We start from the raw sequence: 20,663 nt of genomic DNA, 5'->3' as shown, positions 1-20,663 counted from the left end.
GCAGCCCCAAAAGCACAAAAAAACCTGTTTCCAGCACCTCGCTCCACCTCTCCCTCCGCAATCTATTTCCTTCTTGAGCTTCGGCTGTTAAGCCCCTAAGGTATTCCTTCTTCTCCGGCAATCACCCGATAAGTCGGTAAAGCTTTTCCGTTTCCCCCTCTGTACCAAACCAGCCGCTTAACAAACGCTCCGAAAAAGCCGACGCAAGGTCCTTGTCCTGAAGCATGCGGGCAATGCCTTCGCCAAGCGCCGCCGCGTTCATATCCACGATCAGACCGTCTTCCATATGGGCAATCTGATCGGCGGCCGTTGAATAACGGGTTGTAATAATGGGAAGGCCCATTATTTTGGCCTCGTCGATCGCGATCGACTTGCCTTCGTAACGGGATGGCTGCACATACAGATCGGCCTGGCGCATATAAGGGTATGGATTGTCCCGAACGCCGTCCAGAAAAAAACAGTCCTGAAGTCCTCTTTCAGCTATCCGCTTCTCCAGCGCGCTGCGCTCCTCCCCTTCACCGATGACATGCCATTCCACGGAAACTCCCCTGTCCTTCAGCTCCTTGCAGGCGTCAATCGCCATATCCAGCCCTTTTTGGCGATGCAGCCGGCCTACCGTTACGATCAAGGCGGCATCCATTTTGCGACGAAGCGGCGGAACCGGCTCTTCTGCCAGTCCCGCTATCAGCGAGGGAGAAACGATATTGTGAATAACCTGCACCTTTTCGGCATAAGCCGGAAACGCTTCCCGCAGCACATCGCCGCAGCCCTCCGATACCGTCACCAGATGATGGAGTTTGGCAAAACGTTTGCGATCGTAGGAAGGCTCCATGCCGAGCTGAATATAATCGTTGTGGATAAATCCCAGCTTGCGGGTCGCCTGAACCTTGTCGATGCAATAATAGACAGGCGTCTTTTCCAAAAAGCCGATTGCGGCGTCATAGCTTTTACGAAGCGGCGGCAGCGCCGTCTGCAGATAGCTCCACAGCTTTTGCTCGCGCCTTGCGACGCGGGAATCTGTCTTGAACAGAAGCCCTGCTCCGAGACGCGCCGCAGCAATCCGGTATAAGCCGCTCCTGAGGCATGCCTTCAGGGACGCCGCAATGGGCATATCGAAAAAAACATAATGCGGCGGAGGCTCCAGCAGATTAACCTGGTCCGGCACCTGGGGCAGAAATAACCCTTCCCGCTTGAACAGCAGCAAATCGACATCGTACCTGTCGTAATCGAAGCTGTGAAGCAGAGAGATCAACGCTTTTTCCGCTCCGCCGCAATGCAAATGATTCATAACGATAAGGATCTGCTTCTTCACCCCGCCTCTCCCCCTTCAACCAAACTATACAGCTTGTCGATTTCCTTCTCCGTTCCCAGCTGCTGGCCCGCCAGCTTGCTTGTTATGCGCTGGCGGAGCGAGGCGTCGGCTGCCAGACGGGCGATTGCATCGGCAACGGCGTCTGCATTCATCTCCGCAATCAAACCTTCGCTTTCATGCCGCAGCTGGTCGCGTGCCGTGCTGAAGTTGGTGATCACAATCGGCTTTTGCAAAATTTTGGCCTCATCGACTGCTATTGCTTTACCTTCATATAAAGACGTTTGCACGTAGAGATCCGCCTGCTGAACATATGGATACGGATTGGCCTTTAAGCCCAGCAGCCGGAAACGCTCCTCCAGCCCGTGCGACGCAATCAGCTGCTTCAGCTTTTCCCGCTCCGGCCCTTCTCCGATAACATGCCACTGAACGTTCACGCCGCGATCAAGCAGCTTGCGGCAAGCCTCGATGGCTAGCTCGAAGTTTTTTTGCTCATGCAGCCGTCCGATAGAAACGATAACCAATTCTCCGTTGGCCCTGTTGTAAAGCTCCCCGCCCTCTAGAAACGCCATCTCTCTGATCAGCCTCGGCGACACAACATTATGAATGACGGCTATTTTACCGCTATGCTCCGGGAATCTCATCTTCAGAACATTTGCGCATTCCCGCGATACCGTCACTAGGTGATCAAGCTCCGCAAAATAACGCCGGTCAAACGCCGGAGCAAGCTCCAGCTTGTCATAGTCATTATGCACCCAGCCGATTTTGACGGCCGCGTTTACCTTTTCCACGCAAAAATAGATCGAGGTTTTTTCCAGAAACCCGATTGCGGCGTCATAGGTTTTGCTCAGCCTGGAAAAAGACCGGGAGAGATGTCTCCAGCTGCGCTGCTCGCGCTTCCCGCCCTCTCTGCCAATCCGGTTGTGCAGGGAATACAGCACGCGGTTGGCCGCCAGCCGTACGCTTCCTTTTCTCGCCAGCGCCAGGGCGGAAGCGCCTAACGGCCGGGAAAAGGTGGAAAAAGGCTCCCGCAAGGGCAGCAGCTTGACCTGCCGCGGGATTAAATTCATAAACAAGCCTTCATGGCTCAGCAATTGAAGGTCCACGTTATACCTCGAATAATCAAGTCCCGTCAGCAGATTGATCAGACTGCGCTCGCCGCCTCCCGCAGACAACCCCGGAATAATAAACAACAGATTTTTTTTGCGCTCCGCGCCAGTATTCATCCTAGCCATAGACAAGCTCTTTAATATATTGTACAGCCTTGCCCGACTTGGCCTGTATGCCGGGCAGCGCCTTGCGCAGCGTTTCTCTGATTTCTTTTTCCTCCGCGAGCAGCGTTCGGAATCCGCCAATCAGCTTGTCCCCGTCCGACAATTCCCCAAGGTCCAGCACCAGCTTTTCCTCCCCGAACAGATCGCGGGCGATGCCCTTCGACTTAACGCTGTATCCTAGCACCAGTGTGGGCACGCAATTGGAATACGCGGCAATTGTGGCATGCGTGCGCGCGCCGACAAAAAAACGCATCCGGGCAATATAGCCTTTGTATTGCACAGCAGAGCAATGATCCGGAAGCAGCAGCACTCTGCCCGTATCCCGATAGCTGGCATGGAGCTCCTTCAGCAGCTCGTAATCGTTGTTGCCATGCTCCATAACATGCGGGGTAAGCGCAATCGCCATATCCGTCGTCTCCAGAATATGACGAATCAAGCCTTCCACGGCTTCGCGGGAGCCCGGATTGCGCTGCGACACAAGCGGGCTGAAGTTAATGCCGACCGTATTGCCCTCCACCCATCCCTCGGGCAGCTCCAGCTCTTCCTTTTCCATTGTAAAAGCGGGGTCGGCAACCAGTCTGACCTGATGAAGCCCTTTGCTTCGCAGCATATTGTAGGTCAGCGTTTCCCGCGTCAGGATCAAATCAAACAGCTTCAAATCCGCCAGCTTGCGCGGCGACATATCCTCCTCGCCGATCGAGCAGCCCCACAGCACCAGCTTTTTCCCCTTTTCCTTGATCCGCTTGTCGATTTCGTACCAGCCCGGCTGTTCGCCGTAGCAATAATTGTCGCCGCCGATGGACAAAAGCACATCCATATCGCCGATCCGGTTAATGATATTGCGATGAATCCGTCCCAGCGCATACGACTCATCCCGGAACCACTTGACCCGCATGGAGGAAATCCACCAGTCTGCTGAATATTTGCGAATGGGCACAGCCGCTCCGTCATAAACGCCGTCAAGCTGCGGAATGCCCTTGTCGCTCTCCGGCTTGCCGGAGGCCAAATAGATTTTGGATTGCTTTAGCCCTCCTTTAAGCAAAGCGGCGGAAGAACGCACAATAGCCTCGCAGCCCCGATTCAAGCTGCCGTCATGAGCAAACATCATGATTTTCATTTCTTTTCCCTCCAGAATTTCGGTTTCTGTAACGGCTGTATCCCGTCAGCACGTAAATGCCCAGCAGCGACCTCCGCCGCAGCAGGAAAAGCAGCAGCTTGTGATAAGAGCCCAGGACATTCTTTTTTTCCTCCCAATAATACGGAAGCGATTCGCGCACCGCCTGATGGGCGACCATTCCTTTTACGTAACGAAGCCTTGAGCCTAGCGGCAAGCTTGATTCATTCAAATAAATATGGATATTGTCCAGCACATTGCTGATCAGCTTGATGGATTTCAGGCGGGAAATGTCGTGAGGCGCCATGACCTCAATATATACGGAAGGAGGCTCCGCCTGGTACACCTCCAGCACCCGCTGATAATAATCGCTTTTGGCGGCATTCCGCGTAGCGCTTCCTTCCACCTCGCAATAATGATAGCCGGCATAACTGAGGTAACGCATGGACTCCGCCACGGACAGGAACGCCATATTAAAGATGCCGTCCTCCCCCAGCTTGACGCCCTCTGGAAAAAAGATGCCCCGGCTTTCCAGCAGCTCTCTCCGGTACAGCTTGGTACAGGCGGTGTTAAAATCATCGCTCCGCAGCATATACGGCAATACATGCTCGCGGATGTAGCCTCGGGTCAGCTTTTTGTTAGTCGGAAAAGGATACTTGGCCATAATAAGCGCGCCATCCTGACGGACCTGGAAATTGGACGCCACGATGTCGCAGTCCTCCTCCACCGCGGCTTTGTACAGGTTGTAGAACATGTCGAAGGCAACATAGTCGTCCACATCAACAAAGCCGACATATTCGCCGCGCGCATGGCGGATGCCGGTATTACGGGCGCTGCTGACGCCTCCGTTGGCCTGGCTGATTACCCTTATCCGTTTATCGCAGCAGCCGAAACGCTCAATAATGGCTTTGCTTCCATCGGAGGAGCCGTCGTTTACAAAAATAAATTCGCAATCCTTCAAGGTCTGGTTCACAAGCGACGAAATGCAGCGGGGCAAATAAGGCTCCGCATTATACACCGGTATGACAACACTGACCTTAACCGTCACGCCGATCCTCTCCTATCCCCCTGAAACAGACTGTACAGCTTTTGAAGCTCATAGGCGTTGCCATAGTCCATGCCCGCGCAATTGCGGGCAAGCCGATCCCGCAGCTCCTTATCCTGATAAAGCCTTTCTATTCCGGCGGCTATACCTTCCACCGACTGCTCCGTAATATAGCCGTCTATGTAGTTGGTCACCTGGCTGGCTGCCGTGGGGTACCCCGTAATAACAACCGGCTTGCCCAATATTTTGGCCTCCGTAACGGTGATAGCCTTGCCTTCATAACGCGACGGCTGTACGTACAAGTCGCAGGCTTTGACAAAGGGATAGGGATTGGTCTGCTTGCCCAGCAGCACAAAGCTGTCCTGCAAACCATATTCAGCAATCTGCTCCCGCAGCGCCGCTTCCTCGCCGCCATAACCAACCACGTACCAGGCCATATCCCGGTAACCCAATTGTCGCAGCATGTCAAAAGCCTTAATTGCCTGGTCGATGCCCTTCTGGTAGGACAGCCTCGCGACGGTCAGCAGCTTGAACCGGCGATCCCGCAGCATGGGGTTGTCCACCTCGCCGCTGTCCGCCAGCATGGAAACGGCCGGAGGCGAAATAATATTTTCAATAACGGACACCTTGTCCTTCAATTCCTTGTACCGGCTTATAAAGGAGCTTTTGCATGCATCCGACACGGCTATAATGTGATCAAAATTGCTCCACATCTTCAGATCCATCGCATGGTTGGTTACAATCGTGGAATAATCGGTATGAATCCAGGCGATTTTAACATCCGCCGCCACCTTGTCCGCAACAAAATAATGCGGCCACAGGAAGCTGATAGCCACATCGTAGCGCTGCTCAAGCTTGGGGAGCAAAGGCAGCGCGTAGCGCCACATCAGCTGCTGCTGGTAATAGCCCGGCTCCTCCAGCTTGCGCAGCCTTGTCTCCAGCGCCGTTCTTGCTTTCGATACCAGTCGGGTAATGCCTATGCCGATCTGCCGTGCGCGGAAGGTTTCGGCAATGGAGGAACGGAACGTCTTGTATTCCGCCATCTCGTCCAGAAGGGAGATATCCTCATGGAGAAGCTCCATAAATTCCCCGCTTTGGCTGTACAGCATAAGATCCACCTTATATTCATCATAGCTGAATTGCTCCAGCATCCCGGCGAGGCTGCGCTCGACGCCTCCAATCCCCATATCGCAGGATGCGATCAAAATCTTTTTCATGACCAACAACTCTCCTCATTTGCTCATTTGGGAGCCGCTCCAGCGCGACAGCCTTTTCATCCTTCTCCACACCAGCAAAAACGGCCTCAGCGGAAAATACAAAAAATGCAGCCGCTTCGGAAGCGGTAGCGTACGGGCATCCTCCGGATAGGGATAAAGCATGCTTGCGACAAACTTCAAGCGCTGGCCCAGAGGCATAAGAGCAAACAGATATTTTTTGTGATAGCTCTCTACATCGCGTGGGACGGGGGGCGAATGCAAATTAACCTTTCTGCGGATATAAAACAACGCATCCTCCGCCAGCCACTCCGCCCTGCGCGATTGCAGAAGAGGCTTCATCTCCTCCCGCAGAGGCGCTCCGATCAGCCTGGAAGCCAGCCAAAGAGCTTGACCTCCAACAGCCGCAAGCTGACACTTGTGCAAAAGTGCCGGAAGCACCGTCCAATCCAGCTTCTGGTTGCTCAGCTGCTTGATGTCCAGCAGCCAGCGAAGCCTGGCCCAGCCGTGGCGCGCTCCATGCGAGACCAAAAAAAGAAACAGGTCTTCCCCTCCCAAATAATAGATGGGACGATTGATTAACGCGCTTTGCCTCCGCCTCTCCCATAGCTCCTCGAACTTGGGCTCTCTGGAGGGAAAAGGATTCAGCCGCCAATGAACCTCCACCTTGATTTCCTTTTGGGGATGATGATAAACATAATGATGATGGCGCCATGTCCAATCATTCAGTATGGTTTCTATATATTCGTCTTTTTCGTAGCCCCTTTCGAGCAGCAGCTTTTGTGCAGCCTCCACCTGATCCAGCTCAACCAGCACATCCAGATCGCATGAGGTCCGCAGCGACACGTCGCCATATAGATCAGCCGCGATAACGGGCCCTTTTAGAAAAAGCGCCTTGATGCCCCCGATGGAAAAGATGGTGGCCAATTGCTCCATTTCGCCGCTGAGGGCAAGCATGGACAATGTATTTCGATAATAATCCCGTTGAAAAAGGCTTGTGACAAACTGCGGGACGTATGGAGGCTTCCTGTTTTGCAGCCTTTGGCTAATCGTGGGGAATACGCGATGATGTCTGGCTAATTCAATAAATTCATGCCAGTTCACCTCCTGGAGCAATTCCCAATGCTCGAAGGTCAGCTCCGCCTCCTCCTCCATCTCCAAAAAAGCAAGCAGTAACCGCAGTTCTTGTGAAAACTCTTCAACAAGCTCTTCAACTTCTTTTTTCATGGCTATCTCCCTCATATGCTTTGCGCATGTCCCGCCATTCTCACTATAGAACATTTTGTTCTTTAAAAAGAACACAACTAAAGATTATCATCCCTTTTTTGTTCTGTCAATGACTGCCAAGCAATTTGTGGCGGCAAAGAGACTTCCTCTAATAATCCGCACCTCCACGCCAGCAACAAGCATTGTAGGCAAGAGGTGAATTTCGTTTGCTGCCGCAACTTCTGCGTCTACGGTCATTTCAACTCCTACGGACATCCTTGGCCTTTAGAGCTCCTGAATATCAAAAATACAGATTGTTACGGACATTGGCGACCGTCAAAGCTCATTTTCACCCGATATCCAACACTTTTTAGCATCTAAAGGTCAGGGGTGACCGTTGTATAAGCAGAATTCGGCTATTTATAGCTATGGCGGTCACCGATGACCATTAGACTTCAAATCTGCCCGACAGAACGTTGTCTCTGTCTCTGCTTATCCGCCCGAGGCTGCCCGACTACTCCTACTCCTACTCCTACTCCCTATTCAAGCCCGTCTTATGTTCGCTATAATGGTGAGATATTGATGCTTACAATGGTGGGGGAATTATTAAATGGTCAAAAAAATCGTTCTTTACGGCGCTGGCGGACATGCCAAAGCCGTGGCTGACACTGTGGAAAAGCAAGGGGTATATGCCATTACGGGTTTGCTGGATGACAACAGGCCTATCGGCAGTCAGGTATATGGCTATGAAATAATGGGAGGGCTGGATTGGCTTACCCGGCATGGGGAGGAGCTTGACGGCGTCATTGTTGCGATAGGCGACAATTGGACACGAGCAGCTTTGGCGGAAAGCATACGGAAGGCCGCGCCAGGCCTGCCATTTGCTACGGCGATCCATCCTTCCGCCCAGCTTGCCAGAGGCTCTGTTATCGGCGATGGCTCCGTCATCATGGCCGGCGCGGCAGTAGGCAGCGATTCCAGGTTGGGAGAGCATACCGTCATGTATCCTTTGACCTCGCTGGATCACGACAGCAGAGCCGGGGCTTGCACGAGCTTTGCTCCAAAGGCCGTCACCGGGGGCGGAGTTTTGATTGGCGACTACACCGCTATCGCGATCGGAGCTACACTTGCCCACTCCGTGTCCATCGGAGAACATTGCGTCATAGGCGCCGGCGCTACGGTGCTGGGAAATATTCCTTCCCATACTGTCGCATACGGAACGCCGGCCCGGCCTGTTCGTGAGCGTTCTGCAGGCGAGCGGTATCTGTAGAAGCAAATGCAGAAGCAAAACGCATTATGCGGCTTTGGCCTCGTGTATTCAATGGGGTTGGGGCCGTTTATTTATGTATGAACACACTCGTTTGCCGAGGCTCCGCAGCAATCTTGACCTTGACAACTCATCTCAATACCATTAAGCTAATTATAAAAGTTAATAGTCAAACTTGATTATTGGAGGTTAAAGCAAAATGGCTCGCTTAATGGTGCTAGGTCTTCTGAAACGCAAGCCGATGCATGGCTACGAAATGCAGCAATCGCTCCAGCAGAGCAAGGCGGATCAGTGGGCGGATATTTTGCCCGGCTCGATCTATTATGCGCTTAAGCAAATGCAGAAAGAAGGACTGGTTCAGGTAAGGGCCCATGAATCTACGGGACAACGCGGCAAGGCAGTTTATGAAATAACGGAGGCTGGCGTGGAGGAGCTCCACCGTCTGTTACAGGAGGCCTGGAGCGTTTCGAAGTTATCGGTTCCAACAACCCTTTATACAGCCCTTTCCTTTATAGACGAGCTTCCGCTGGAAAACATTCTGGAAGCCATTGAAAATCAAATGGTTGAGCTGGAGAACAGGCTTAGCGACTGGGATATTGGCGAAAGCATCAAAGCAGAGCAAAGTCATATGCCTGATTTTGTCAAAGCGCTGTTCAACAATGGCAAGCAGCACATCCATACCGACCTGGAGCTGTTGCGTCACCTGAAGGAGCAGCTTCCCAAGTGGCTCGCAGCAGCACAGTCCCAGCATCAATGATGGGCTGGCTGCTTGCTTGTCCCAGTCTAGGGCGTATCTGAAAACCCGCTTGAGGTCATCTTGCACTGCTCAGACAAGCTCTAGCGATTTACAAAAAAGTGCAACCAAAACAGGCAGCTCAATGTCCTGTTTTACCCAAATAGTCAAATTTGACTATTTAATAACCATTAGGAGGCACATAAGATGAATGCCAAAATAAAGCTGGATCATTTTGTTATACATATTGATGAGGACAAGGAGCGTTTGGCGCTGCTGAAGCAGCAGGCCGAGCGGCTCGGCTTTCCCTATTGTCCCGATCGCGGCAAAGGTACAAGCAGCTTCAAGGTTTCAAATATGTGGATGGGCGATCACTATTTTGAGCTGGTGTGGCTGCGCAAGCAGCAGACCGATTGGCGCAACGACTGGGAGCGGCTCTACAACGAGGGCAAACGCGGAGTTTTTGGCTTAATGCTAATGACGGACAATTTGCAGGCAGTTCGGGAGAAATGGCTTGCCAGCGGCATTCAAGCCTCAGAGCCCGAGCGGATCAGCTTTAAGCTTTTTGGCCTGTTTCGCGTCACTATGCCTTGGCAAACGGTATATGCGGCGCCAATTCCCGGCACGGATTTGACCATTGCCGTATCTCAAATGGATTCCGAGCGGCAATACCAGCGTATACGGACACGCCGCATGAAGCCCAATTCCGAGGAAAACGGAATTACCGGCATCGCCGAAGCCGTCGTTAAAAGCGGCTTTTCGCCAGAGGCTTTGCGCTACATCGAGCGTTTGTTCCCCGGCTGCAGGACGGACAGCCGGGAACGCATGGTGTCTCTTAGCGACTCGACGCTGCGTTTTGAGCAAGTCGAGACGTTAGGACAGGAGCTGCAGCTGGAGTTGCGCGCAACCAGCAACGCCGAAGCCCCAAGCAAAGGCACAAACACAAACACAAACACAAACACAAACACAAACACAAACACAAACACAAACACAAACACAAACACAAACACAAACACAAACACAAACACAAACACAAACACAAACACAAACACAAACACAAACACAAACACAAACACAAACACAAACACAAACACAAACACAAACACAAACACAAACACAAACACAAACACAAACACAAACACAAACACAAACACAAACACAAACACAAACACAAACACAAACACAAACACAAACACAAACACAAACACAAACACAAACACAAACACAAACACAAACACAAACACAAACACAAACACAAACACAAACACAAACACAAACACAAACACAAACACAAACACAAACACAAACACAAACACAAACACAAACACAAACACAAACACAAACACAAACACAAACACAAACACAAACACAAACACAAACACAAACACAAACACAAACACAAACACAAACACAAACACAAACACAAACACAAACACAAACACAAACACAAACACAAACACAAACACAAACACAAACACAAACACAAACACAAACACAAACACAAACACAAACACAAACACAAACACAAACACAAACACAAACACAAACACAAACACAAACACAAACACAAACACAAACACAAACACAAACACAAACACAAACACAAACACAAACACAAACACAAACACAAACACAAACACAAACACAAACACAAACACAAACACAAACACAAACACAAACACAAACACAAACACAAACACAAACACAAACACAAACACAAACACAAACACAAACACAAACACAAACACAAACACAAACACAAACACAAACACAAACACAAACACAAACACAAACACAAACACAAACACAAACACAAACACAAACACAAACACAAACACAAACACAAACACAAACACAAACACAAACAGCTTCAGCATAGCAAACGTTACTGTCAACTTGTAATTTCCCTAATCGGGCTCACCTAATAAAAAGTACAAATAAAAGTAGTAATTAAAGTACTTACGCGATGAGGAAGCGGCAGAGAGAACCTCACTTAAATAAATAAGTTGAATTTGTACGATATTTCACTCAAAGTACCGTTTCATGCACGACTATAAATGCCACTTGTACGAAATATCGTACAAAAATAAAGCTTCCTCCTGCTGAATGGGTGAATTTGTATGATGAATCATACAAAACGACCCGTTTGGGGATTAAAAACTCAACTTTTGTACGTAATTTCATACAACGCAACGTGAACAGAGTTAGCCATAGGCGCGAGATTGCTAAGCGCTCGTTTTGGGAATGGCAGGAACGGCATGAAGCGGTGTAATCAATCTGCCGGATCGGCTTGACAATACATGCTCCAAGACGGCAATAACCCGCTCCTGCTGCTCGACGCTCATGGCCGAGCCCGACGGTAAGCATAGGCCTGTGCGGAATAACTCCTCGCATACGGGGCTTTCTCCTTCCACATGGGGATAGAACAAAGCTTCCGAAAACAAGGGCTGAAGGTGAAGCGGCTTCCAGAGAGGCCTCGCTTCAATGTTGGCCTCCTCCAGACGGAACAGCATATCCTGCACCAGAGCAGAAGCGTCTTCGCCCTCAAGCGCAAGTGCGGTCAGCCAGCGGTTGGAGCGCGTGCCGTTTAGCTCCGGCATAAAAGAAACACCGCTGAGCCCGCCTAACGCATCCTCGTACCGGCTGAATACAACGCGTCTTGCCGCAACCCGCTGCTCGATCTGCTCCAGCTGCGCTCTGCCGATGCCCGCCAGCACATTACTCATCCGATAATTGTGGCCCATTACGCTATGCTGATAATGGACGGCGGCATCCCTGGCCTGTGTTGCCAGAAAACGCGCCTTTTTCAGCGAATCCAAATCGTCGGAAACCAGCATGCCGCCCCCGGAGGTCGTAATGATTTTATTGCCGTTAAAGGAAAAAATGCCATAATGTCCAAAGGTGCCGCTTTGTCTGCCTTGATAGGTGGAGCCCAGCGATTCCGCGGCATCCTCCACAACCGGTACGCCGTACCTTTCGCATATTTCCATCAGCTCATCCATCCGGGCCATTCCGCCGTACAGATGCACAATTACGGCGGCCTTTGGCAGTTTGCCTCTAGCCGAAGCATCCTGAAGCGCCCTTTCCAGCGCGGAGGGCGACATATTCCACGTCTCCGGCTCCGAGTCGATAAACAGCGGCTTTGCTCCCAGATACAAGACGGGATTGGCGCTAGCGACAAATGTAAAGCTTGGACAGACGACCGTATCGCCGGGACCAACGCCAAGCAGCGTCAAAGCCAGATGAATCGCGGCCGTGCCGGAGGAAACGGCCGCCGCTCCCTTGGAGCCGGTATATGCGGCGAAGCTTTCCTCGAACGCATCAATGTGAGGGCCAAGCGGTGCAATCCAGTTTGTTGCAAAAGCCTCCGCAATATATCCCTGCTCGTTGCCGCTCATATGCGGCGGTGATAAATAAATCCGTTCAAAGTCGTGTTTTTGCAGCGCCATATCCTCTTATCCCTCCCGGCGGCTTGTCGTTCCCTCGAACAACGGCATGCTTACATGGCCGCTGTGGCTGGTTCCGTCGCCGCTCCATACTTTTTTGATGGTTAAACCAACGATTTTCAAATCCAGCAAAAGGCTGACGTTATCGACATACCACAAATCCCGCTGGAACCGCTCCTCCCAGGTGACATCGTTGCGGCCATTGACCTGCGCCCAGCCTGTTATTCCCGGTCTGACCAGATGCCTTCTGGCTTGCTCCTTGGAGTACAGCGGGAGGTAATCCATCAGAAGCGGCCTCGGGCCGACAAAGCTAAGCTCGCCCTTCAGCACGTTCCACAGCTGCGGCAGCTCGTCCATGCTGCTCTTGCGAAGCAGCCGTCCAAAAGGCGTCATGCGCAAGCTATCCGGCAGCAGCGCTCCCGATTCATCCCGTTCATTGGTCAAGCTGCGGAATTTGTACAAATAAAAAGGCTTTCCGTGCAGGCCGGGACGCTGCTGCCTGAACAATACGGGAGATCCCAGCTTCAGCCTGACCAAGAGGGCAATCCCCCCCATCAGCGGCAGCAGAAGCAGCAGAAGCAGCGCCGCTCCCGTCGCATCCAATATTCGTTTCAGCATGATGAACCAATCCCCTTAGCCATAATAATGTTTTCAGCGCGGCAGCAGCTTGCGCATTTTTGCAATCATATCGGGACCGACGATTCGGCTTACGCCGCGCTTGAGACGGCTTCGGAGCCGGACATGCGCAGGGAGCCACGATTGCGAAAAATGATGAATCGTATAGCTGTTGTCGCTCAGATAGCTGCCGCCATTGACGGGATCAAAGGGACTGAAGTAGGTGCGGGGGTAAAATACGACGCCGGAGGGCAGGCTTTGCTCGCGACCGTTCAGCACCAGTCCGCTGCGGGTGCATATTTCCGAAATAACCGCCGTGTTGGTGCGCATATCGTAGCTACCGTCTTCCTTGACGAAAGGCCTGCCCTTGTAATCATCCAGCAGCTCCTTGATCCATGGATGTCCCGGCGCTGCTCCCATCGTGCCGGACTGCAAATAACGCTCGTCCTCAAAACCCGAAAAGGCGGAATGCTTCAGCAAATCATCCAGCGAACGCAGCACCTCCACATCGGTATCCAGATAAACGCCGCCATAGCGATACAGCGCATGAAGCCTTGCATAATCGCTGACAAAAGCAAACTTCCTTGCTTCGTACGCCTCCCGGGCATAACGGCTGACGGAGACATCAAAATTGCTTTCGTTCCACTCCATCCACGTGTAACCGCTCAGGTGCTTTCGCCAGCTTGCCATACATTTAACAACCTTTTTGGGCTTCTCTGCCCCTCCGAACCAGCAAAAATGAATGATTTTGGGAATAGGCTCGTTCCCTCTTCCCTCACCCATTTTGACTTGCCCGACTTGCCCCACTTGCCCGTCATTAAAACTGCTTTCCAATGCCGCTCCCCCCTTTTTGTCAGAATGGCCACTTGAGATAATCGCTGCCATATCTGATGTTCAGCATGATTTCATTTTCATAGAAGAAATACAGAAAATATAAAACGATGATGGCAAAATAAATAAGCGGCCTGTCCTTTTTCCGAAAAAGCTTGATCAGCCAGCTCATCAATAAAATGTGGTACAGCGTAAAATAAATGCCCAGCCTTGCGATGATCCAGTTCTGAGTGGAAATAAACAGCAGCACGCCGCCCACGATGGCCAAATTAACGAAGATATCTCCTTTGGGATAGAGCTCGCGCAGCTTCTCCCTGCCCAGAAACGCCACGAACAATGGCACAAGATAAACGACAACCCGGATGTAGTTGGCTCCGCCCTCCTGGAAATCCTCGTAATGGCCGTATTGCGAATCCTTAATCAATGAAAACATCATGCTAGAAAAATGATTAAAGCCAAGCACCACGGCGATGGCAACGCCCAGCATAATTAGCGTGGTCATAGTCCAGGCCTTGCGGCGGACCAGAAAATAAATCGGGATCATAATAAGCGCGCTCTGATGAAAAACGGAGGCCAGCAGAACAATGCCCATATACAGCTTCCACTTGCCCTCCAGCAAGGCATGAGTTGCCGTAAATACAATCGCCGCCGCCAAATATTGCCGCACGCCGTTCATGGAAACAATAAACGCCCCGGTTGTTATATACAGATACAAGCTGATTTCAATCATTCTGGAATAGCGATAGAAGACGATAACGATCAGCATATTCGTCACGCCGGCTGTTGTTAAAAGCAAAATTTGCGGATCGTCCGACAATTGCTTCAGCAGCATCTGGAACAAATTAAAGCCGACATCGCTTTTTTGCAGCACTGCGGACAAGCTGAAATCGTCCACCCGATAGCTATGAATGTAAAAATAGGTGTCCCCGATATTGTTGCGCAGTCCGGCAACCGTCATCAGACACAGCGCCGCCAGGATGATATACAGCTTGTTCGGCTTAACCCCGGTTGGCCGCGACTCCGTCGTTACGGAAACGTATCTCGCCATAAATGCCGTAACAAAACATAAGGCAAGCGTTGCCCAAAGCATTTGCACTGTCGTCCTTCTCCTTCCTCGCTACGCCCTGGTTTTCATAACCGTCAGGCGCCGGGTCGTCGTAATAAACAGATAGAGCAAAATGCCTGAAGGTATAGCCAGCAGCGTCGCCCATTTGCAGGGGGACTGGGCCAGAAAGCTCCGGTTGCGAAGCATCAGGCTGCTGGATACATAATGGGATGCCTCCCGCAGCTTGTCCTTAAGCGTTGGCGCATATTGCATGGCCGTCTTGCGAAAAAAGGAAAAGCCCTGCGGATTTCGCTTGTATTGATTAATAATGTTCATGCTGGAGCCGTCCTGCCGATATTCCACGATGCAGACGACCTCGTCCATAATGAGCACGGGGAGCTGCTGGTCCACCAGGATGTATTTGTAGGAAAGCGGGCAATACTTCTCGCCGCTGAAAAGCGGATAAGGCGGCGTTGCCGTAATAATATCGGTGCGGTAAATCAGCTTTTTGTCGCCCCTGACGCCATGCCGCACGAACAAATCCGTTTGGGGCGAGCTTCCAAGCTCCACAGGCAGTCTTGTTCCGATCACCTCGCCGTCGGGAAAAGCATCCAGCGCAATGATCCCCGCGTATTGCTCGCCGCCGTGGCGCCGCCAAAAGCTTATAATCTTTTCCACCGCGTCATCCGTCATATAGTCGTCGGAATCAATGCACACATTAAGCTCCGTATTTACATGCTCGTACGCCTTGTTATGCGCGCCGTGCATCCCCTGATTGTCCTGGTAGACGTAGGTTATGGGCACGGCATTTTCCCGCATCCATTTCTCCACCAGCTCCTTTGTATTGTCAGTAGAGCCGTCATCCACAATCAGCCATACAAAGTCGCGGCTTGTTTGCCGCTTCAGGCTTTCATAGCAGAGATGAAGCGTATAGGCCCTGTTATAGGTCGGTGTAAAAACCGTCAACGTAGGCGTCATAAGGCCGATTTCCCTCCTTAAAGCTTGTTTGCGATCAAAAGCGGGCTTTTTGCACAGCCTCTTTCAGCTCTGAATGCCAGCCGCCAGGCTTGAGGCCGCTGCCCAGCCTTGCCCCTTCCGCAGCCAGCCGCTTGTATAATTGCTCCAGCCGCAACGCCTGCTGTCCGCAATCATAGCCCTGGGCTGCCAAGGCCGCGCGGGTGTCGGTCCGTTCCCTTGCCATTCCGCCTATTTGCCGGCTCCATTCCGTTAGCGGCGCTTTTAACGGAATAAAAACGACATTGCCGGTCAAATCGGCCTCTCGGGTGATGGAATCCGATACGACGCACCGCAGTCCAGCTGCCTGCGCTTCCACCAGCGCAAGCGGCAGTCCTTCGTAGCGCGAGGGCATCAGAAACAGGTCCATGCCCTGAAGCAGGCGGCTAATATCGTTCCTTACGCCCAAAAAAACAACGTTCCCCGAAATCCCCAGCCTCTTGGCAAGCGCCATTGCGCCGGACCTAAGCGGGCCGTCTCCGGCAAGCAGCAGCAGCGCATCCTTGTTTTCCGCCAGCACCTCGCGGAAAACGCGCAGGAGGAAGTCATGGTTTTTTTGCCGGCAAAACCGCCCGACATGGCCCAGCACCAGGCGGTTTTCGGCATTCAGCTCGCGGCGCACAGCCAGCCGGACGCGGTCATCCCGGGTATATTCCTCCAGGTTGACGGCATTAGGCAGCACCATAGGCGTTCCCCTGCTCTTATTGTCCCTTCCGTACAGCCAGTCTCCGGCTCTGGCGGAGCAAGCCATGGGAAGTCCGGGCTGCGATCTCAGCACCGCTCTGGCATACAGCCTGAACGGCAGCTTGTAATCCCACTCCAGATCGCTCATATGGCTATGGGCGATTAGCCCCGTTATGCCCGCCTCTTTTGCCGCTTTCAGCACAAAAGCGCTATTTTCGTTCAAATGGGCATGAACGATTCCGTATTCCCGATGCTTTTCGAAAAAAGACCGCAGCGCTGCAAAATAAGAGCGGTAACCACCAGGCCGGATAGCGGGCATCACATAACGCCTGCCGCCCAAGGCCGCAATTTCTTCGTCATATTCCCCCTTTTCCGCCCTGTGAACCATGAAATCAAATTGAATGCCGCCCTTTTTCAGCTGGCGGTAATAGTTCATAAGCATCGTTTCCAGTCCCCCGCGGTTCATCGCGGTGACGACTTGCAGAATGCGGATTGTCTCCATGGCGACGCTCCTTCCGCTTTGGCCTGGTCCGCATAAGCTCTGCTCCGTACAGAAGCAGGAGCAGCGGAGCCGCCAGCTTTCTTCCCGCTACAGCATAAAACAATCTCCAGACAGCGGCGGAGTGGCGGCTGTCAAAGGCCTTTAGCGCCTCAGCCGTTGTAGGAGCGGTTATGATATCCTTGAGCTCCCTGATTTTCCCCCGCAGCCTTGCGGGATTACTCTGACTGATGACGTTAAGCCCCAGTCCCAGCACATTCATCGCTATGCGGTTTTGAAGCGCCTCCCTGCAAGGCACGTTTGGCGGCATGGCCGCCGCTTCGGCTTCCAGCAATGCGTATTGCCGCCGGAATTTTGCCGGCAGCCCTTCCCTGTAGCGAGAGGTGATAGAAGCTGCGTTTGCCCGCCAGTAGTGATAGTAGCAGCGGTCTAGAAACAGAAAACGATCCGCGCGCCGGAATGCCGCAACATTAAACAAGGAATCCTCGTTGCTCCCTATTTCGCCAAGATTGGTAAACGTTATGCCATGGCGCTGAAGCAGCGAGCTTCTATACAGCTTATTCCATACCGTCCCCCAGGCATCCAGATGCTCCGGGCTTGAGGTCTCCGCCCCGATTGGCCCGATGAGCCTGCGCGTTAATTCATGCTGAAGCTGCTCGCCTTGCAGAAGGCTTTTGTGATCAAGAGGAAAGGTCTTCTCCCTGCTATGGCTCCCAAACTCCCTGACGTAAGCGCACATGACAATATCGGCATCATTCTCGACGGCCTCAGCGTACATGGATTCGTACATAACGGGGTCGGACCAATCGTCGGGATCGGCAAAACCGATATAATCGCCGCTGCAATAAGACAGTCCCAGATTTCTCGCCGACGCTACGCCTGAATTGGTACTTAAAATCACCTTTAGCCTGCCGTCGCTCTCCGCCCGGGCCAGAGCAATAGAGGCGCTGGCATCGCTAGAACCGTCATCAACAGCAATAATCTCCAGCTCCTTCAAGCTTTGGCCCAGCAGACTGTCCAGGCAACGCGGCAAATATGGCTCCATATTATAGATAGGCACGACGATACTGACTTTTGGCTTTGGCCCCATTCTCGCCCTCCGATAATAAGGATTGATAAATATCTGTCAATTCCTCCTGCACCCTGGCAAGACTATAATGTGCCGCCCTTTCCGCTCCGAGCTGCCCCATCTTGCGCCGCGAATCCTTGAAGGCGAACAACAGATGAAGGCGGCTGGCGAATACGTCAGCATCCTCGGGCGGAACCAAAAAGCCGTTGTGGCCTTCCTGAATAAGCTCGGCATGGCCGCGATTGCGCGTAGCGACGACGGGCAAGCCGCATGCCATAGCTTCCATAATGTTGACCGGCAGCCCCTCGCGAAGGCTGGAGGCTACAGCCACATCGGCCATAGGCAGCAGCGTTCTCAGATCCTTCCGGTAACCCAGAAAGTCCACCCTGTCCACAATGTCCAGCTTTTCCGCCAGCGCCTTACATTCCTCAAGCCGGCTCCCTTCGCCAGCCAGCAGCAGACGCGCTTGCGGCACCTTGCTCTTAAGTCTGGACAAGGCGTGGAGCAGCAGGTCGTGATTTTTGTTCTGGTTGAATTCGGCGGCATAAATCATCAGAAAATCATCGTCATTGTAGCGGTAATGCTTCCTCCAATGTTTCCTCGTTATGCCATCCGCCGGGGTGAAATGGCCGGTATGAACGCCAACTCCGGGCACATGCCTGATTTGCCCCGCCCGAAAGCCCCCCCATTTGGCCCGGTTGTAATCCTCGTTGTTAATAGTGATCAGGCAATCCGTCAGTCCCGCCAAAAATTTCTCCACGGGATAATACAGCAGCCAGCTTGAGAGCGGGCCTCCCTTATGAAAATGGAACCCGTGTGCGGTGTAAACCACCTTTGTTCCGTACCGCCTTGCTTTCCGGGCCGCCAGCCTCGCCAATGCGCCGGCGGCTGGCGTATGGCAATGAATCAGATCGTATTTTTCCCGTTCAATCAGCTCTTTCAGCTGACGATAAGCCTGCAGATTGCTGCGGCGCAGAGGAGAACGCGAAAAGGGCATATCATATTTCGCATCCACAAACGGAAGCTCCAGCTCGCCGCGAGCCGCAATATGCACCTCCCATCCGTTTTGCTGGAACCATTCCAGCGTAGGAAGGTGGAACGCGCGAAAATGATAATCCACGCTTGCGCAAAACAATACCTTTTTGCTCATGGCGTTCATTGGCCCTCCCTCTCTACTTCCGCGCCGCTTCCTTCTCCAGCGTTTCCGTCAAATAAGCCAGCAGCTCGTACCGCAAATCCTCGCGCTCCAGCGCAAATTGTATCGTTGTTTGAATAAAGCCCATCTTTTCTCCCACATCGTGGCGCGTGCCCTGGAATTCGTAGGCGAACACCGCCCGAATGGCATTAAGCGACGCAATCGCGTCCGTCAGCTGGATTTCGCCGCCGGAGCCGGGCGTCTGATTTTCAAGAATGCTGAATATTTCCGGCGTCAAAATATAACGGCCCATAATGGCCATATTGGACGGCGCCTCGCTCAGCTTCGGCTTTTCCACCAGATGGTTGATCCGGTGGAAGGACGGCTCAAGCTCCATTCCGTCCACAATGCCGTAACGCGATACGGCCTCGTCCGGCACCTGCTGCACGCCAATTACAGAGGAGCCGTATTGCCCGAACTTCCTCATCATCTGCTTAAGGCACGGCTCCTCCGCCGAAATGATATCATCGCCCAGCAGCACGGCAAACGGCTCGTTGCCGATAAATTTCCGCGCGCACCAGATGGCATGGCCCAGCCCTCTCGGTTCCTTCTGCCGAATGTAATGGATATCCACCATATCCGACGATTTGCGCACCTCCTGCAGCAGATCAAACTTGCTTTTGGCGGCCAAAATATGCTCCAGCTCCATCGAGTTGTCAAAATGATCCTCGATCGCCCGTTTTCCTTTTCCCGTGACGATAATAATATCTTCAATGCCGGAAGCTATCGCTTCCTCCACAATATATTGAATGGTCGGCTTATCAACGATTGGCAGCATTTCCTTGGGCATCGCCTTGGTTGCCGGCAGGAACCGGGTTCCAAGCCCTGCTGCGGGAATAATTGCTTTTCTTACTTTCATAAAATCCCTCACCTTTCAGTTAAGCTTCATTGACATACATGTTCAAAAAGGCCGGTTTTCAGCACCGAGAAGATGGGATGAAGCTAGAAACTGAGTAGCGGAGCTTAGTGGAAGCTAAGTGAGCAACTCAAATGTTTCTGAAAGAAACATACTTCGTAAGCATACGCTTATTTCGGCTGAGTCCCATATTCGATGCTGATTATGCCACTAGGCATGATTCGTGATCAAAAGCGGTCTTTTTGAA

Annotated in this window: 18 protein-coding genes; 3 read left to right on the top strand and 15 right to left on the bottom strand. The window is 52.2% G+C overall.

Translation table 11 applies throughout. The annotated features are described in order from the left end of the window. Positions 1 to 121: 121 nt before the first annotated feature. From A7K91_RS22865 to A7K91_RS22840, 6 genes are read right to left on the bottom strand one after another with little or no spacing between them, the layout of a single operon-like run. Positions 122 to 1,312: a glycosyltransferase gene (locus A7K91_RS22865; protein WP_068686801.1), complete on the bottom strand. Its 1,191-nt coding sequence runs from the start codon at positions 1,310 to 1,312 to the stop codon at positions 122 to 124. After that, positions 1,309 to 2,544, bottom strand: coding sequence for a glycosyltransferase (locus A7K91_RS22860; RefSeq protein ID WP_245697772.1), 1,236 nt, complete (start codon positions 2,542 to 2,544; stop codon positions 1,309 to 1,311). Before A7K91_RS22860 ends, A7K91_RS22865 begins: the two co-directional genes overlap by 4 nt. Further along, positions 2,537 to 3,700 (bottom strand): polysaccharide pyruvyl transferase family protein, encoded by a 1,164-nt coding sequence (locus A7K91_RS22855; protein WP_068686800.1) that lies wholly within the window; start codon positions 3,698 to 3,700, stop codon positions 2,537 to 2,539. Before A7K91_RS22855 ends, A7K91_RS22860 begins: the two co-directional genes overlap by 8 nt. Beyond that, positions 3,675 to 4,745 (bottom strand): glycosyltransferase family 2 protein, encoded by a 1,071-nt coding sequence (locus tag A7K91_RS22850; RefSeq protein ID WP_068686799.1) that lies wholly within the window; start codon positions 4,743 to 4,745, stop codon positions 3,675 to 3,677. The genes A7K91_RS22855 and A7K91_RS22850 overlap by 26 nt, the downstream gene beginning before the upstream one ends. Next, positions 4,742 to 5,959, bottom strand: coding sequence for a glycosyltransferase (locus tag A7K91_RS22845; RefSeq protein WP_068686798.1), 1,218 nt, complete (start codon positions 5,957 to 5,959; stop codon positions 4,742 to 4,744). The genes A7K91_RS22850 and A7K91_RS22845 overlap by 4 nt, the downstream gene beginning before the upstream one ends. A gap of 15 nt (positions 5,960 to 5,974) precedes the next feature. Beyond that, the gene (locus A7K91_RS22840; RefSeq protein ID WP_068686797.1) at positions 5,975 to 7,183 is read right to left on the bottom strand and encodes a nucleotidyltransferase domain-containing protein; all 1,209 of its coding nucleotides are present in this window, start codon (positions 7,181 to 7,183) and stop codon (positions 5,975 to 5,977) included. Positions 7,184 to 7,772: 589 nt separating this feature from the next. Here A7K91_RS22840 and A7K91_RS22835 point away from each other — a divergent pair. The 3 genes from A7K91_RS22835 to A7K91_RS26595 all read left to right on the top strand — a co-directional run bounded on the left by A7K91_RS22835 (position 7,773) and on the right by A7K91_RS26595 (position 11,064). Beyond that, complete coding sequence (locus tag A7K91_RS22835) at positions 7,773 to 8,432, top strand: acetyltransferase (RefSeq protein WP_068686796.1); 660 nt, start codon at positions 7,773 to 7,775, stop codon at positions 8,430 to 8,432. A gap of 196 nt (positions 8,433 to 8,628) precedes the next feature. Then, on the top strand, positions 8,629 to 9,186 hold the full coding sequence (locus A7K91_RS22830; protein WP_068686795.1) for a PadR family transcriptional regulator: 558 nt from the start codon (positions 8,629 to 8,631) through the stop codon (positions 9,184 to 9,186). A 183-nt stretch (positions 9,187 to 9,369) separates the two neighbouring features. Beyond that, the gene (locus tag A7K91_RS26595) at positions 9,370 to 11,064 is read left to right on the top strand and encodes a VOC family protein (RefSeq protein ID WP_156739767.1); all 1,695 of its coding nucleotides are present in this window, start codon (positions 9,370 to 9,372) and stop codon (positions 11,062 to 11,064) included. A gap of 323 nt (positions 11,065 to 11,387) precedes the next feature. On the opposite strand, the gene A7K91_RS22820 is transcribed toward A7K91_RS26595, so the two are convergent. From A7K91_RS22820 to galU, 9 genes are all read right to left on the bottom strand, one after another. Continuing rightward, complete coding sequence (locus A7K91_RS22820; RefSeq protein WP_068686793.1) at positions 11,388 to 12,611, bottom strand: DegT/DnrJ/EryC1/StrS family aminotransferase; 1,224 nt, start codon at positions 12,609 to 12,611, stop codon at positions 11,388 to 11,390. Between the two features lie 6 nt (positions 12,612 to 12,617). Next, complete coding sequence (locus tag A7K91_RS22815) at positions 12,618 to 13,226, bottom strand: sugar transferase (RefSeq protein WP_068686792.1); 609 nt, start codon at positions 13,224 to 13,226, stop codon at positions 12,618 to 12,620. Positions 13,227 to 13,259: 33 nt separating this feature from the next. Then, entirely contained in the window at positions 13,260 to 14,006 is a 747-nt protein-coding gene (locus tag A7K91_RS22810; RefSeq protein WP_068686870.1) for a glycosyltransferase family 32 protein, read from the bottom strand. Between the two features lie 70 nt (positions 14,007 to 14,076). Beyond that, on the bottom strand, positions 14,077 to 15,150 hold the full coding sequence (locus A7K91_RS22805; RefSeq protein ID WP_068686791.1) for an EpsG family protein: 1,074 nt from the start codon (positions 15,148 to 15,150) through the stop codon (positions 14,077 to 14,079). 21 nt (positions 15,151 to 15,171) lie between these two features. Further along, a complete protein-coding gene (locus A7K91_RS22800) occupies positions 15,172 to 16,077 on the bottom strand; it encodes a glycosyltransferase family 2 protein (RefSeq protein ID WP_068686790.1) in 906 nt (301 codons plus the stop codon). A 34-nt stretch (positions 16,078 to 16,111) separates the two neighbouring features. Beyond that, complete coding sequence (locus A7K91_RS22795) at positions 16,112 to 17,299, bottom strand: glycosyltransferase family 1 protein (RefSeq protein ID WP_082967694.1); 1,188 nt, start codon at positions 17,297 to 17,299, stop codon at positions 16,112 to 16,114. Further along, on the bottom strand, positions 17,190 to 18,386 hold the full coding sequence (locus A7K91_RS22790) for a glycosyltransferase family 2 protein (protein ID WP_068686788.1): 1,197 nt from the start codon (positions 18,384 to 18,386) through the stop codon (positions 17,190 to 17,192). The genes A7K91_RS22795 and A7K91_RS22790 overlap by 110 nt, the downstream gene beginning before the upstream one ends. Continuing rightward, on the bottom strand, positions 18,343 to 19,515 hold the full coding sequence (locus A7K91_RS22785) for a glycosyltransferase family 4 protein (protein ID WP_068686869.1): 1,173 nt from the start codon (positions 19,513 to 19,515) through the stop codon (positions 18,343 to 18,345). The genes A7K91_RS22790 and A7K91_RS22785 overlap by 44 nt, the downstream gene beginning before the upstream one ends. Before the next feature lie 22 nt (positions 19,516 to 19,537). Further along, complete coding sequence (gene galU / locus A7K91_RS22780; RefSeq protein WP_068686787.1) at positions 19,538 to 20,419, bottom strand: UTP--glucose-1-phosphate uridylyltransferase GalU; 882 nt, start codon at positions 20,417 to 20,419, stop codon at positions 19,538 to 19,540. Positions 20,420 to 20,663 lie beyond the last annotated feature (244 nt).

Origin of the sequence: Paenibacillus oryzae (assembly GCF_001675045.1) — a bacterium.
GTDB lineage: Bacteria > Bacillota > Bacilli > Paenibacillales > Paenibacillaceae > Pristimantibacillus > Pristimantibacillus oryzae.
Note: the sequence above shows the minus strand (reverse complement) of the source record. Positions and strands in the feature narration are given on the sequence as shown.

Bases quoted from the DNA above. Each gene is read 5' to 3' on its own strand.
- A7K91_RS22860 (WP_245697772.1), bottom strand. From the start codon at position 2,544: ATGGCTAGGATGAATACTGGCGCGGAGCGCAAAAAAAATCTGTTGTTT.
- A7K91_RS22855 (WP_068686800.1), bottom strand. From the start codon at position 3,700: ATGAAAATCATGATGTTTGCTCATGACGGCAGCTTGAATCGGGGCTGC.
- A7K91_RS22845 (WP_068686798.1), bottom strand. From the start codon at position 5,959: ATGAAAAAGATTTTGATCGCATCCTGCGATATGGGGATTGGAGGCGTC.
- A7K91_RS22840 (WP_068686797.1), bottom strand. From the start codon at position 7,183: ATGAAAAAAGAAGTTGAAGAGCTTGTTGAAGAGTTTTCACAAGAACTG.
- A7K91_RS22835 (WP_068686796.1), top strand. From the start codon at position 7,773: ATGGTCAAAAAAATCGTTCTTTACGGCGCTGGCGGACATGCCAAAGCC.
- A7K91_RS22830 (WP_068686795.1), top strand. From the start codon at position 8,629: ATGGCTCGCTTAATGGTGCTAGGTCTTCTGAAACGCAAGCCGATGCAT.
- A7K91_RS26595 (WP_156739767.1), top strand. From the start codon at position 9,370: ATGAATGCCAAAATAAAGCTGGATCATTTTGTTATACATATTGATGAG.
- A7K91_RS22820 (WP_068686793.1), bottom strand. From the start codon at position 12,611: ATGGCGCTGCAAAAACACGACTTTGAACGGATTTATTTATCACCGCCG.
- A7K91_RS22815 (WP_068686792.1), bottom strand. From the start codon at position 13,226: ATGCTGAAACGAATATTGGATGCGACGGGAGCGGCGCTGCTTCTGCTG.
- A7K91_RS22810 (WP_068686870.1), bottom strand. From the start codon at position 14,006: ATGGGTGAGGGAAGAGGGAACGAGCCTATTCCCAAAATCATTCATTTT.
- A7K91_RS22800 (WP_068686790.1), bottom strand. From the start codon at position 16,077: ATGACGCCTACGTTGACGGTTTTTACACCGACCTATAACAGGGCCTAT.
- A7K91_RS22795 (WP_082967694.1), bottom strand. From the start codon at position 17,299: ATGGAGACAATCCGCATTCTGCAAGTCGTCACCGCGATGAACCGCGGG.
- A7K91_RS22790 (WP_068686788.1), bottom strand. From the start codon at position 18,386: ATGGGGCCAAAGCCAAAAGTCAGTATCGTCGTGCCTATCTATAATATG.
- A7K91_RS22785 (WP_068686869.1), bottom strand. From the start codon at position 19,515: ATGAGCAAAAAGGTATTGTTTTGCGCAAGCGTGGATTATCATTTTCGC.
- galU (WP_068686787.1), bottom strand. From the start codon at position 20,419: ATGAAAGTAAGAAAAGCAATTATTCCCGCAGCAGGGCTTGGAACCCGG.